This is a genomic window from Rhodanobacter sp. Soil_C_14 (assembly GCF_057657335.1).
This window is the reverse complement of sequence record NZ_JBDGIQ010000004.1, coordinates 90589-102839: the sequence shown is the minus strand read 5'-3', so window position 1 is coordinate 102839 and position 12251 is coordinate 90589. Positions and strand designations below refer to the sequence as shown.

Sequence of the window (12251 nt, the reverse complement as noted above, 5' to 3'; positions counted from 1 at the left end):
TGCGGAGCAACGAATGGCCCTTGCCATCCGCGACGTGCGCGAGCACGACCTGGATGCCGTACTGGCGCTCAACAACGCTGCCGGTCGCTCCATCCTCGCACTGGATCCTGCCCAGCTGCGCTATTTCCACGAGCACGCCGAATATTTCCGCGTGGCCGAAATCGACGGCCAGCTGGCCGGCTTCCTGATCGCGCTGCGCGAAGGCGGCGATTACGACAGCCCGAACTATCGCTGGTTCGCCGAGCACTATCCGCAGTTCCTGTACATCGACCGCATCGTGATCGCCAACGCCTACCGCCGCCACGGGCTGGGCCGCATCTTCTATTGCGACGTGCACAGCTACGCCGAGGTGCGCGTGCCGCTGCTCACCTGCGAAGTGTTCCTGGAGCCGCGCGACGACGTGGTCGTGCTGTTCCACGGCACCTACGGTTTCCAGGAAGTCGGCCAGCAGCGCATGGGCGAGCACGGCCCGCAGGTCAGCCTGCTGGCCCGCGACCTGCCCAGCTACGCTTATGTGCGCGACACCTGGCTCGAGAAAGGTGGCCTGCCCGACGTGCCGTGGCTGGCCGAACGCGAACGCCCGGACACCGCCCGGCCGCATCCGCTCCGCCTGGCCGGGGAGCGGCACGCATGAACGCAAGCATGGATGCCACCGACGCCTGTGACCTGCGCTTCGGCCAGGTCGGCCTTGCCTGCGTGCGGGTGCGCCGGGTCGATGCCGCCGCCCTGTGCGACGAACTGGAACGCCGCGTGCGCGCCGCGCCGCAGATGTTCGCCCGCGCCGCCGTGGTGCTGGACCTCAGCCACCTGCTCGACCTGCCCGACGACGGCACCGTCGACGCACTGCTCGAAGCGGTGCGCAGCGCCGGCATGTTGCCGGTGGGGCTGGCCTACGGCACCAGCGAGACCGAGGCGCTGGCCAAACGGATGGGGCTGCCGCTGATCGCCAAGTTCCGTGCGGCCTACGAACCGGCCGCGGGGGCGCCGGCCGCCACCGCGCCCCCCAGCGAGCCCACCCCGGCGGCGGCGCGCGAACCGATTCTTTCGGCACCGGCCTCCGGCAACGTGGGCGCCCAGCATCACGCCGGCTCGATCCGTTCCGGCCAGCAGATCTACGCCCGCGACCGCGACCTGATCGTCACCGGCGCGGTGGCCAACGGCGCCGAGGTGATCGCCGACGGCAACATCCACATCTACGGCGGCCTGCGCGGCCGCGCCATGGCCGGTGCGCAGGGCGACGAGAAGGCTCGCATCTACGTTTCCGACTTCCGCGCCGAACTGGTGGCGATCGCCGGCCAGTACCGCGTGTTCGAACAGATTCCCGGCGACCTCGAGGGCCAGTCCGTGCAATGCTGGCTCGACGGCGAAAAACTGATGATCGCCAGGCTGTGATCACCCACAACAAAAACAAACCTGCGGAGATGGGCCCTTGACTGCTGAGATTATCGTTGTCACCTCCGGCAAAGGCGGCGTCGGCAAGACGACGACCAGCGCCTCCCTCGCCACCGGCCTGGCCATGGCCGGCAAGAAAGTCGCCGTGATCGACTTCGACGTCGGCCTGCGCAACCTCGACCTGATCATGGGTTGCGAGCGGCGCGTGGTGTACGACTTCGTCAACGTCGTGCACGGCGAAGCCACGCTGAAACAGTCGCTGATCAAGGACAAGCGCTACGACAACCTGTACGTGCTGGCCGCCAGCCAGACCCGCGACAAGGACGCGCTGACCATGGAAGGCGTCGAGAAGGTGCTCGACGGCCTGTCCGAGGACGGCTTCGACTACGTGGTCTGCGACTCGCCCGCCGGCATCGAGAAAGGCGCCCACCTGGCGATGTACTTCGCCGACCATGCGGTGGTGGTGGTCAACCCGGAAGTCTCCTCGGTGCGCGACTCGGATCGCATCCTGGGCCTGCTGGCCAGCAAGACCCGGCGCGCCGAGAAGGGTGAGCCACCGATCATCCAGCACCTGTTGCTGACCCGCTACAACCCGGCCCGCGTCGCCATCGGCGAAATGCTCAGCGTGAAGGACGTCGAGGAAATCCTCGGCATCCAGGTGGTGGGCGTGATCCCCGAGTCGGAGAACGTGCTGACCGCCTCCAACAACGGCATCCCGGTCATCGTCGACGCCAACTCGCTGGCCGGCCAGGCATACAGCGACACCGTGGCCCGCATCCTCGGCGAAGAGCGCCCGCTGCGCTTCATCGACGTGCCCAAGAAGGGCTTTCTCCAGCGCGTGTTCGGAGGTTGATCACGATGGGCATTCTCGATTTCCTCAAGCGCAAGCCCGAGGCCACCGCCAGCGTGGCGCGCGAGCGCCTGCGCATCATCGTGGCGCAGGAGCGCTCCACCCGTGGTGCGCCGGACTACCTGCCGATGATGCGCAACGAGTTGCTCGAAGTGATCAAGAAGTACGTCCACGTCGATCTCGATGCGATCAACATCAACTTCGAGCGCGACAGCGGCCACGAGATCCTCGAACTCTCGGTGACCCTGCCCGACGGCAAGCTGCCGGCCGGCAGCGAAGCCCAGAGCGGCTGAGCACCCACGCCAAATCCATGCCGGGCCGCCACGCGCGGCCCGGCGCTCTTCATTCCGGATCGTCCGCGCGTCGCGCCCCATGCACCCCGACACCCATTCCACCGCCAGCGATCCGGCCGACAGCGTGCTCTGCGTCGGCCAGATCGGTTTCGCCGATCCGGCCGCGCTGCTCGCGCAGTTCGGATTGACGCTCGAACGGGTGGCCCACGACACGCCGATTCCCGGCAGTTTCTGGGGTGAGCGCGAGGCCGGCATCATCGGCACCACGGTCTACGCGCGCGATGACACGCCGGTGCATTCGCTGTTGCACGAGGCAGGCCACCTGATCGTGCTTCCCGAGGAAAAACGCGCAACGGTGCATACCGACGCGACCGACTCGGTCGAGGAAGAGGACGCCACCTGCTACCTGCAGATCGTGCTGGCCGACCGGCTCCCCGGTGTCGGCCGCGAACGCCTGATGACCGACATGGACGCCTGGGGCTACTCGTTCCGGCTGGGCTCGACCCGCGCCTGGTTCGAAGGCGATGCCACGGAGGCGCGCGAGTTCCTCAGGGCGCGTGACCTGCCCCACGCCTGATGCGCCACGGCCGGCAGGCTACTTCGCATGCCAGTCGCCGTCGCTGCCCTTGTCGTACTTCTTCTTCACCGCCGACCACGCCACCTTGTGCGCCACCTCCTCGCGTGATTCGTCGCCGCGACGCTCGTCGCTGTCGGCGTATTCGTCCCAGGCGCTGTTGAACGCTTCCTTGTAGATCTCCTGGGCGTGCTTCGGCACGTGGTCGCGCACGGACTCGGGCAATTCGCTGACGGTCTTGTAGGGCATGACATGCTCCGGCTGGGAACCGCGGCCAGCCTGGACCCGGCCAGGTCCAGCGCGCGTCAAATGGATGTCCATATCGCGCTAAGCGCCAGCAGCCGCCACGCACGCGCGGCACCATCCCCGGCAACCTCCCCGCGGCACTGGCCACCCGCAGCCATTGCCCTAGAATCGGCCCAGGCATTCCCTTGCGCAGCGCGCCGGAGGACATCATGGCCACGCGCCAGCTGGTGCTGCTGTTCGACGGCACCTGGAACAAGCCCGAATCCAACACCAATGTGGAACGCCTGCGCCAGCTGATCGCACCGCTCGACGCCCACGGCCACCCGCAACTGGTCAACTACATTCCCGGCGTGGGCGTGACGCGCGGCATCAGCCACCTGCTCGGCGGCGCGTTCGGCTACGGCCTGTCCGGCAACGTGCTGGATGGCTACCGCTGGCTGTGCGAGCAATGGCAGCCGGGCGACCGCATCTTCCTGTTCGGCTTCAGTCGCGGCGCCTACACCGCGCGCAGCCTCGCCGGGCTGATCCGCAAATGCGGCCTGCTCCGCTGCGGCAACGACGACAAGGTGGCGAAGTCCGACGTGTCCGCCGCCTACGACCTCTATCGCGACGCCTCCAGCAAACCCGACGGCGACGTCGCGGCCGCCTATCGCGCCGAGCATTCGATCGAGGTGGACATCCACTTCATCGGCGTGTGGGACACGGTCGGCTCGCTGGGCATTCCCGACACCGCCTCATGGTTTCCGTATGCCCGGGCGCGCTACCGGTTCCACGACACCGAGCTGAGCCGTATCGTGAAATACGCCTACCAGGCCCTGGCGCTGGACGAGCATCGGGCCGACTTCGCGCCCGCGGTGTGGACGCGCAATCCGTACACGGTGAAGCCGGGCGAATCGCTTACCTCCAAGAAGAACGAGCAGATCGAGATCGAGCAGCGCTGGTTCATCGGCTCGCATTCGGACGTCGGCGGCGGCAACGACTGCGACGGCGCCGGCCGCAAGCCCGACCCCCTGCCCGACCTGCCGCTGGCCTGGCTGCAGCGCAAGGCCATCGACGCCGGCCTGGCGTGCGGCAGGCTGCTGCTGCCCGCCGCCGACGCGTACACCGGCGTGCCGCGCAATTCGTACCGGGAATTCATGAGCGGCCTGTACAAGGAGTTCAAGCCGCCGATCGATCGCCTGCTCGGCACCGGCGTCAACGAGAAGGTCGACGAGTCGGTGTGGCAGCGATGGCTTGCCGACAGCAGCTATCGTTCGCCGTCGCTGGTTCGCGCGCTGGCCAGCGCCACGGTGCTGATGTCGGTCGAGGCGGTGGTGCCGATCGCGCATGCGCCTGCCGCAAGCCTGCCCGCGGCCTGAGCCTCTTCGTTCAGCGCGGCTCGGCGATCTCCGCGGCCATCACCGCCGCCGCATCGGCACCGCTGACCGGCAACACGGCCTCGCGGGTCACGCCGTGGTACCAGCCCCAGGCCAGCACGCCCAGCACGGTCAGCAGCGACGCACCCAGCGCCAGCTGCAGCATGCTGGCCGACAGCAGCGGCGACACCACGCCGGCCACGAAGCCGCACAACAGCAGGCTGGCAAACGCCTGCACCGAGGAGATGCCGCCGCGATGGTGCGGAAAGCGATCCAGCAACAGCAGGGTCAGCGTGGGGAACGCCAGCTGCACGCCGATGCCGTGCAGGATCAGCGGCAGCATCGACCACGGCAGGCGCGGCTGCGGAAACAGCAGCGCCATCAGCACGTGCAACGCGCAGGCCAGCAGCATCGACGCGTAGCCCAGGCTCACCGTGCGCTTGGCGCTGCAGCGTTCGGCCATCCGCCCGGACAGCCACGCGCCGCTGATCAAGCCGATCACCACCGGCACGAACAGCCATGGAAAACCCTGCGCCGAAAGATGCAGCAGCTCGCGCACGATGCGCGGCGCGGAGGAGATGTAGAGGAACAGCCCGGCGAAATTGACCGAACTGGAAACCAGCAGCGGCCAGAACGAGCGCTCCCGCGCGAACGCCAGGTAGCCGGCCAGCAACGGCCGCGGCGCGAAGCACGAACGCCGCTCCGGCGGATGCGTTTCGTCCAGCAAGGTCAGCAGGGCCACCGCCAGCAGCAGGGTGAAGCCGGCCAGCAGCCAGAAGATGCCGTGCCAGCCGCCCAGCGGCAGCAACAGGGCGCCGATCATCGGCGCGATCACCGGCGCCACGCCGAAGATCATCATCACCTGCGACATCAGCCGCTGCGCCGCCGGCCCTTCCAGGCTGTCGCGGATCACCGCCCGGCCAACCACCAGGCCGGCGCCCGCGCACATGCCCTGCAGGCTGCGACAGGCCAGCAGCATCGCGAACGAGGTGGACGAAGCCGCGCCCACCGACGCCAGCGCGTAGACCAGCATGCCGGTGACGATCACCGGCTTGCGCCCGATCGCATCGGAGATCGCGCCGTGGAACAGGCTCATCACCGCGTAGGTGAGCAGGTACGCACTGACCAGCTGCTGCAGCGCCGTGTCGTCGACCTGGAAACGCGCACCGATCAGCGGGAACGCCGGGAACACCGCGTCGATCGAGAACGGCCCGATCATCGACAGCCCGGCCAGCAGCCATGGCAGGCTGCGTCGCACGGTGCGCTGGGCTGGAGTCATGACGGCATGCTGGTCGCGGCGGGTCGCGCATTATAGGGCCACCCTTGACGTCGGGGCGGCCGGATCGACTAGGATGTTCGCCATGGGAGATGGCATGCCTCCCGTTCCGGAATGCTCGCTCCCCCCGGGACAAACCGCTTCTCGCGCTCCTTGTGTTGAAGTTGATGATGCCTGCTCCCCCGGCTTCCGGCGGTGCAGGCGTGCCTGCCACCGCGGAACCGGACACATTCCCGTCAGGAGGCGCGCTCGTGGGCTTTACCGGATTCGTGGCAATCGGCATCGGCGGCGCCATCGGCTGCTGGCTGCGCTGGGGACTGGGCATCCTGCTCAACCCGATGTTCCCCACCCTGCCGCTGGGCACCCTGGCGGCGAACCTCGCCGGCGGACTGCTGATGGGCTGCGTGATGGGCCTGTTCGATCACTTCCAGGCGCTGCCGCCCGCACTGCGGCTGTTCGTGTTCACCGGCTTCCTCGGCGGCCTCACCACCTTTTCCACCTTCTCCGCCGAATCCGCCACCCTGCTGCTGCGCCAGCAGTACCTGTGGTTCAGCGGCCATGTCGCGGTGCACGTGATCGGCTCGCTGGCGATGACCGTGCTCGGCATCGCGCTCACCCGCAGCCTGCTGCGCCACTGACCGGGCATCCGCATGAACCCGCAAAACCTGCAACGAGGCGTGCACCTGACCTTCTACTGCCACTCCCGCGCCAGACACGACGGCGTGCTGCTGTCCGAATGGCTGCTGGAGCAGGCGAAGCAGCGCGGCATCGGCGGCGGCTCGGTGTTCCGCGCCATCGCGGGCTTCGGCCGGCATGGCGTGCTGCACGAGGAGCAGTTCTTCGAACTGGCCGACGACCTGCCGGTGAAGATCGAGTTCCTGCTGCGCGACGAACAGGCCGCGACACTGCTGCAACTGGTGCGCGACGCGGGCGTCGACGCCACGTATGCGCGCTGGCCGGCAGACTTCGAAATGCTCGGCAAGCACTGATCACCGGAACCATTCGAACCATCCGCCGCGAGGCACTCCATGAGTCAGGACGATCTGAAAGACCGCGCCAGCCAGTTGCTCGAACAGGCCGGCATCCACATCGACGGCAACGCGCCGATCGACCTGCGCGTGCACGACGACCGCCTGTATCCGCGGGTGTTCGCGCATGGCTCGCTGGGTCTGGGCGAAGCCTACATGGACGGCTGGTGGGACGCGGACGACCTGCCCGGCCTGTGCACGCGCCTCCTCACCGCGGGGCTCGACCAGGAGCTGAAGACGCTGGACACCCTGCTCGCCCACCTCAAGGCGCGCTTCATCAACCTGCAGCGCGGCGAGCGCGCGTTCGAGATCGGCAAGGCCCACTACGACCTCGGCAACGACCTGTTCCAGGCCATGCTGGGCAAGCGACTGGTGTACTCCTGCGGCTACTGGGCCAGGGCCGACAACCTCGACGACGCGCAGGCGGCCAAGCTCGACCTGGTCTGCCGCAAGCTGCAGCTGAAAACCGGCCAGCGCGTGCTGGACATCGGCTGCGGCTGGGGCGAGGCGCTGAAATATGCCGCCGAGCGTTACGGCGTCGAAGGCGTCGGCATCACCGTCTCGCAGCAGCAAGCCGACTACGCGCGCGAACTGTGCGCCGGCCTGCCGATCGAAATCCGCCTGCAGGACTATCACGACATCAACGAGCAGTTCGACGCGGTGTTCTCCATCGGCATGTTCGAGCACGTCGGCGGCAAGAACTACCGCGCCTACTTCGAGACCGTGCGCCGCTGCCTCAAGGACGACGGACTGTCGCTGCTGCACTGCATCGGCAGCAACCGCGCGCCGGCACAGACCGACCCGTGGATCGAGAAATACATCTTCCCCAACTCGATGATCCCCGCCGCCAGCCAGGTCACCACAGCGCTGGAAGACCTGTTCGTGATCGAGGACTGGCACAACTTCGGCGCCGACTACGACCGCACCCTGACCGCGTGGCGCGCCAACATCGAAGCGGCGTGGCCGAGCCTGCCGGCCAGCTACGACGAACGCTTCCGCCGCATGTGGCGCTACTACCTCGCGGTCTCCTCCGCGGTGTTCCGCAGCCGCCGCGACCAGCTGTGGCAAATCACCCTGAGCCCGAACGGCGTGCCCGGCGGCTATCGCGTGCCGCGTTGATCGATAGCCGGCAGCCTCCGGGCAAAAGACGGCCCGATCGAGCCATCACCAGCGCAATATGCTAAACATCGGGGCTCATGGCGGGGATCCCTGACCGGCTTCACGCCATCAGGAAGCGAGCGGAGGGGGCATGCAGGATAATGCTGGCGTTTATCGATGCGGGATGCACACCATCGCGCCGGCCACGCGACGGCTGCATCGCAACGGCTGCAAGGTCGACATCGAAGCCAAGGTGTTCGACCTGATCCTGCTGCTGCTCGAAAACCGCGAGCGCGCGCTGGGCAAGCAGGAAGTCATCACCGCGTTGTGGGGCCACCGGCCGATCACCGACGCCGCGCTCAGCCAGTTGCTGCACAAGGCGCGCCGCGCGCTCGACGATGATGGCGAACGCCAGGCGGTGATCCGCACCGTGTACGGCCGCGGCCTGCAATGGGTGGCGCCGGTCGAGCTGACCACGGAAGAGACGCCCGCCGCGGAGGACGACATCGCGGACGAAGCGCCCGCGCTCGCACCATCATCGCCGCGGCGATATCGCCAGTGGCTAGGGTTCGCCGCGCTGGCCGTGCTGGGTGCGCTGTCGTTGTGGCTCATCCCGCGCGGCATGGCGCCGCCAGTGCCACCGCCACCACGCGTGGCCCTGCTGCCGATCGACAACGACACCGGCGACGCCACGCTGGACTGGACCGCGCGGGGCCTGCCCGGCCTGATGGCCAACCTGCTCGCCGCTGCGCCGGGGATCGACGTCGTCGACCCGCTGCAGGTCGGCCGGATCGTCGACTATGTTCCGCCGAAGGGCCGGTCGGAAACCGAGCACCTGCGTTTCGTCACCGGCGCCAGCATCCTGGTCAGCGGCGACTTGCACCGGCTTGCCGATCATCTCTACGAACTCTCCCTGCACGTCGACACCGGCGCCGGCCAGACCGGAACCACCCTCACCTTGCGCGGCAGCGATCCCGGAACGCTGGGCGTCAACGCAGTGCCGCGCATGCGCCGTGCGCTGAAGCTCGACGGCAGCACGCCAGCGGCACCGGCCGCCACGCCGCGCGATGCCTACCTGGCCCAGACCTACGCCCGCGGCATCGACCTTGCGATGCATGGCGACTGGGCGAACGCGAAACCCTATTTCCTGCTGGTGGCGAAAGGCGACCCCGACTTTCCGTCCGCGCGCCTGCGCCTGGGCCAGGCGCAGATCAACACGAATCAACTTAACGAGGGTGGCGCGACCTTGCGCGCGCTGCTGGCGCAGGCACGCGCCGGCAAGGACGCCTCGATGATCGCGCAGGCACTGCTGCAACTGGGCAACCTCGCATTCAACCAGCACCATCACGCCGAGGCCCTGGCTGATCTGCAGGAAGCCGCATCATTCGCCGCACAAGCCGGCACGCCCGATCTGCAAGCCGCGATCGCCCTGAAAACCGTCAACACCGCGGGCCGGCTGGAACGCACGCCGCTGGCGCAGAGCGAGCTGCAGCATGCGCGCGAGCTGGTCGCGCAGCATGGCCTGCATCGGCTGGAGGCCGACCTGCACAACAGCGAAGCGTTCCTCGCCGGCGCCCGCGGCGACCTCGCCGGCAGGGAGCGGGCTGACCGCGCCGCGCTCGCCGCCAGCGAAGCGATCGGCAACGAGCGCAACGCGCTGGGCGATACCTACAACGTCGCGCTCGACCTGATGCAGCAGGATCGCGCAATCGAAGCCCTGCCGCTGTTCACCTCGCTCTACCAGCGTGCGCAACAGCAAGGCGACAGCTTGCTGGCCTTCGCCAGCGGCGACCAGCAAGCCCGCATCCTGCTCGACGCCGGCCTTGTTGAACGCGTAGCGCCCATCGCCCAACAACTGCGCAACCTGGGCAGCAGCCAGCACAACGCCGTCTGGCAGTCGCTGGCGCTGATGCTGAGCGCCGGCCAGACGTGGTACGACGGCAATGCCGACGCCGCCCTCGACTATTGCCGCCAGGCCGCGGCGCTGGTCGATGGCAAGCAGGACCCCGCGTTGCTGCTCGCCATCTGGGAAAGCCAGGCCGCCGCGGCGCTGCAGGCGGACCCCAAATCGGTCGCCGCGCTGTCGACACAGGCCGATGCGCTGGCGGCCGCGCAGAAGAACCCGGCCACGTTCGACTACACCCGGCAACTCATCCGCGCCATCGCCGCAGCCGCGGTCAACCGATCCGAGGAAGCCGTGAACGCACTGCAGGCAGCCGCCGCCACGCCCACGGCGGATGATCCGCAGCACAACGACCTGCGCTTCGTGGGCCTGGTCGTCGCCGGACATCTGCATTCCGCCGCGGCGGCGGAGACCGCCCTGGCCGGCTTCGATCCCGCCCGCGACAACCACGCGGACCTGCTGCGCATGTATCGCGATTGGGCAGCGGGCCGCGACGCCGCCGGCCATGCCCGTGCCGCCGCGCGTCTCGAACAACTGCGCAGCGCCACACTCGCCGCCTTGGCCAACCCCGCCCGCTGAACACCCGCGCGACCTTTCCCCGCCCAAGCCACTGATTGTCCGGGCAGTAAGATTTCGTAAGCGGTTCGTCAGCTCGTCCTCAAGATTCGCTCCGGCCGATCGTCGTCAATGCAGACGGCGATTCCCGCCGACGTTCATCCGGAGCGAACCATGTCCAGCCGCAACCCGTTTCCTCCATCCCGCGCACGTCGGTCGTCGGCGGCGCTGTGCCTGCTGGCCCTCGTCGTCACCTTCGGCGCCAGCGCCGCCGACGTCGACCGCAAGGTTCCCGATGGCACGCTGACCTACCGCATCGTGCTGAGCGGACACGCCGAAACGAGCGCCGGCCAAGCCCACGGCCAGGTGACGATCGCGCGCCAGTTCGAGGCCACCGTGCGCATGCATGGCAGCGTCACCAATGACCCGAATGCAATGGCCGGCGGCGCACAGATGATGTCGCTGCAGAAAGCCGCCGAAGCCTGCGGCGAAGACCAGGCCTGCCTGATGCGCGCCGTCAGCGCGATGTCGCCCGACCAGCGGCAGGCATTGAATCGCGAAGCGCAAGACACGATTGCAGCCATCGGCGGCGACACCGCCTGGACCCATCGCTTCCAGACGCCTTGCCAGGGAAGCGCCAGCGTCGACGACAGTTCGGCACATACCGGCCGTGCCGACGACGGCGAAGGCGTTTCGGTCATGGTCAGCGGCCATGCCACGCGCATCGGCAAGCGCAAGGTCGACTGCAGCGACGAGGACGGCAACTTCACCCTGATCACCCACGACGGCGGGAAGACCTACGACGTGCAGATGCCTTCAGTCGAAGTCGAAGTGACCATCAACGAATTCAACCCGCACATCCCGCCCTACCAGCGGCGGGTGACCATTCCAGAGATCCACCTCAAGGATCTCGTGGCGGCCCGGCTCGATGGTCCCCAGGGCGGCCACAAGATCTTCCCGAAGCTGCAGACCGTGAGCGGCCCGGTCAGCTACATCAGCCTGCCCAACGTGCCGCTGAAAGCGGAAGTGAGCTGGACCTTCAACCCCGACGGCCAGCGACGCTGACCCGACCATTCACCACCGGGAATCCGCCCATGCGCCGACTGACCAGCGGCATCGCCTTTCTTCTCATCGGCATCGGCAGTGCCCAGGCAGCGCCCGGGAGCTGCGCAGCGCGGGCCGCCACCATGCTCGACGCGCTCGGCCGCAACGACTACGCCGCCGCCAAGGCCGAGATGGGCCCGTCACTGCAGGACGAGCAGCAACAGAAGATGCTGATCTCGATGTGGGAAGCACTGGTCCGCAACAACTGGGGCCCGTACCGCTCGCATGGCGATGCCACCACCCTCGTCGACGACGGCACCGTCACCCGGATCAGGCTGCCGCTGCAGTTCAACCACGGCGACACCAACGCGACGATCAGCTGCCACGCGAAGAATGGCGGCGCGATCGATGAACTCGTCCTGCTGTAGCTCGCCTCCGACAGCGGTCGGCTCGGAGCCGGTGAAGCAAAACACTTCCAGCGGGACCACGCGCCCGTTGCACGGCTGCACCTGCCAAAAGGACATGACCGTGATCAAGGCGAAATATCTGGACGGCTGAACGCGCCGGAAGACTTCCTCGGGCATCGGCCCCACGGTTGCCCCCGCGTCGGTGGCGTCGCATAGTGCGATCAGCCACC

General features: G+C 68.0%; 14 protein-coding genes and 1 riboswitch. Of the genes, 12 read left to right on the top strand and 2 right to left on the bottom strand.

The features are described from left to right. Positions 1-13: 13 nt before the first annotated feature. The 5 genes from AC3A56_RS11085 to AC3A56_RS11065 all read left to right on the top strand — a co-directional run bounded on the left by AC3A56_RS11085 (position 14) and on the right by AC3A56_RS11065 (position 3112). Positions 14-634: a GNAT family N-acetyltransferase gene (locus tag AC3A56_RS11085; RefSeq protein ID WP_056717750.1), complete on the top strand. Its 621-nt coding sequence runs from the start codon at positions 14-16 to the stop codon at positions 632-634. Beyond that, positions 631-1392 (top strand): septum site-determining protein MinC, encoded by a 762-nt coding sequence (gene minC, locus AC3A56_RS11080; protein WP_487770368.1) that lies wholly within the window; start codon positions 631-633, stop codon positions 1390-1392. The genes AC3A56_RS11085 and minC overlap by 4 nt, the downstream gene beginning before the upstream one ends. Before the next feature lie 37 nt (positions 1393-1429). After that, entirely contained in the window at positions 1430-2245 is an 816-nt protein-coding gene (gene minD, locus AC3A56_RS11075) for a septum site-determining protein MinD (protein WP_056717752.1), read from the top strand. A gap of 5 nt (positions 2246-2250) precedes the next feature. After that, positions 2251-2535 (top strand): cell division topological specificity factor MinE, encoded by a 285-nt coding sequence (gene minE / locus AC3A56_RS11070; protein ID WP_056717753.1) that lies wholly within the window; start codon positions 2251-2253, stop codon positions 2533-2535. A gap of 79 nt (positions 2536-2614) precedes the next feature. After that, positions 2615-3112 (top strand): hypothetical protein, encoded by a 498-nt coding sequence (locus tag AC3A56_RS11065; protein WP_487770367.1) that lies wholly within the window; start codon positions 2615-2617, stop codon positions 3110-3112. Between the two features lie 18 nt (positions 3113-3130). Here the strand turns inward: AC3A56_RS11065 and chaB are convergent, their stop codons facing one another. Then, entirely contained in the window at positions 3131-3358 is a 228-nt protein-coding gene (chaB, locus tag AC3A56_RS11060; protein ID WP_056717755.1) for a putative cation transport regulator ChaB, read from the bottom strand. 206 nt (positions 3359-3564) lie between these two features. Here chaB and AC3A56_RS11055 point away from each other — a divergent pair, with 206 nt between their 5' ends. Further along, positions 3565-4713: a T6SS phospholipase effector Tle1-like catalytic domain-containing protein gene (locus AC3A56_RS11055; RefSeq protein WP_056767865.1), complete on the top strand. Its 1149-nt coding sequence runs from the start codon at positions 3565-3567 to the stop codon at positions 4711-4713. Between the two features lie 10 nt (positions 4714-4723). On the opposite strand, the gene AC3A56_RS11050 is transcribed toward AC3A56_RS11055, so the two are convergent. Then, positions 4724-5989: a multidrug effflux MFS transporter gene (locus AC3A56_RS11050; protein WP_487770366.1), complete on the bottom strand. Its 1266-nt coding sequence runs from the start codon at positions 5987-5989 to the stop codon at positions 4724-4726. 76 nt (positions 5990-6065) lie between these two features. Beyond that, a riboswitch (Fluoride riboswitch) is annotated at positions 6066-6170 on the top strand. Between the two features lie 67 nt (positions 6171-6237). Here AC3A56_RS11050 and crcB point away from each other — a divergent pair. The 6 genes from crcB to AC3A56_RS11020 all read left to right on the top strand — a co-directional run bounded on the left by crcB (position 6238) and on the right by AC3A56_RS11020 (position 12042). Then, the gene (gene crcB, locus AC3A56_RS11045; RefSeq protein WP_056717757.1) at positions 6238-6624 is read left to right on the top strand and encodes a fluoride efflux transporter CrcB; all 387 of its coding nucleotides are present in this window, start codon (positions 6238-6240) and stop codon (positions 6622-6624) included. A 12-nt stretch (positions 6625-6636) separates the two neighbouring features. Continuing rightward, positions 6637-6975 carry a DUF190 domain-containing protein gene (locus AC3A56_RS11040; RefSeq protein ID WP_487770365.1) on the top strand — a complete coding sequence of 113 codons (339 nt, stop codon included), beginning with the start codon at positions 6637-6639 and terminating at the stop codon, positions 6973-6975. 39 nt (positions 6976-7014) lie between these two features. After that, positions 7015-8133, top strand: coding sequence for a cyclopropane fatty acyl phospholipid synthase (gene cfa / locus AC3A56_RS11035; protein WP_487770364.1), 1119 nt, complete (start codon positions 7015-7017; stop codon positions 8131-8133). 163 nt (positions 8134-8296) lie between these two features. Beyond that, positions 8297-10594 (top strand): winged helix-turn-helix domain-containing protein, encoded by a 2298-nt coding sequence (locus AC3A56_RS11030; protein WP_487770363.1) that lies wholly within the window; start codon positions 8297-8299, stop codon positions 10592-10594. Positions 10595-10744: 150 nt separating this feature from the next. After that, positions 10745-11635 carry a hypothetical protein gene (locus tag AC3A56_RS11025; protein ID WP_487770362.1) on the top strand — a complete coding sequence of 297 codons (891 nt, stop codon included), beginning with the start codon at positions 10745-10747 and terminating at the stop codon, positions 11633-11635. Positions 11636-11664: 29 nt separating this feature from the next. Beyond that, positions 11665-12042, top strand: coding sequence for a hypothetical protein (locus tag AC3A56_RS11020; protein ID WP_056767619.1), 378 nt, complete (start codon positions 11665-11667; stop codon positions 12040-12042). Positions 12043-12251: the final 209 nt, after the last annotated feature.

What these genes read in the sequence shown, in the direction of transcription:
- AC3A56_RS11085 (WP_056717750.1), top strand. Translation starts at nt 14, where the DNA reads ATGGCCCTTGCCATCCGCGACGTGCGCGAGCACGACCTGGATGCCGTA.
- minC (WP_487770368.1), top strand. Translation starts at nt 631, where the DNA reads ATGAACGCAAGCATGGATGCCACCGACGCCTGTGACCTGCGCTTCGGC.
- minE (WP_056717753.1), top strand. Translation starts at nt 2,251, where the DNA reads ATGGGCATTCTCGATTTCCTCAAGCGCAAGCCCGAGGCCACCGCCAGC.
- AC3A56_RS11065 (WP_487770367.1), top strand. Translation starts at nt 2,615, where the DNA reads ATGCACCCCGACACCCATTCCACCGCCAGCGATCCGGCCGACAGCGTG.
- chaB (WP_056717755.1), bottom strand. Translation starts at nt 3,358, where the DNA reads ATGCCCTACAAGACCGTCAGCGAATTGCCCGAGTCCGTGCGCGACCAC.
- AC3A56_RS11055 (WP_056767865.1), top strand. Translation starts at nt 3,565, where the DNA reads ATGGCCACGCGCCAGCTGGTGCTGCTGTTCGACGGCACCTGGAACAAG.
- AC3A56_RS11050 (WP_487770366.1), bottom strand. Translation starts at nt 5,989, where the DNA reads ATGACTCCAGCCCAGCGCACCGTGCGACGCAGCCTGCCATGGCTGCTG.
- AC3A56_RS11040 (WP_487770365.1), top strand. Translation starts at nt 6,637, where the DNA reads ATGAACCCGCAAAACCTGCAACGAGGCGTGCACCTGACCTTCTACTGC.
- cfa (WP_487770364.1), top strand. Translation starts at nt 7,015, where the DNA reads ATGAGTCAGGACGATCTGAAAGACCGCGCCAGCCAGTTGCTCGAACAG.
- AC3A56_RS11030 (WP_487770363.1), top strand. Translation starts at nt 8,297, where the DNA reads ATGCACACCATCGCGCCGGCCACGCGACGGCTGCATCGCAACGGCTGC.
- AC3A56_RS11025 (WP_487770362.1), top strand. Translation starts at nt 10,745, where the DNA reads ATGTCCAGCCGCAACCCGTTTCCTCCATCCCGCGCACGTCGGTCGTCG.
- AC3A56_RS11020 (WP_056767619.1), top strand. Translation starts at nt 11,665, where the DNA reads ATGCGCCGACTGACCAGCGGCATCGCCTTTCTTCTCATCGGCATCGGC.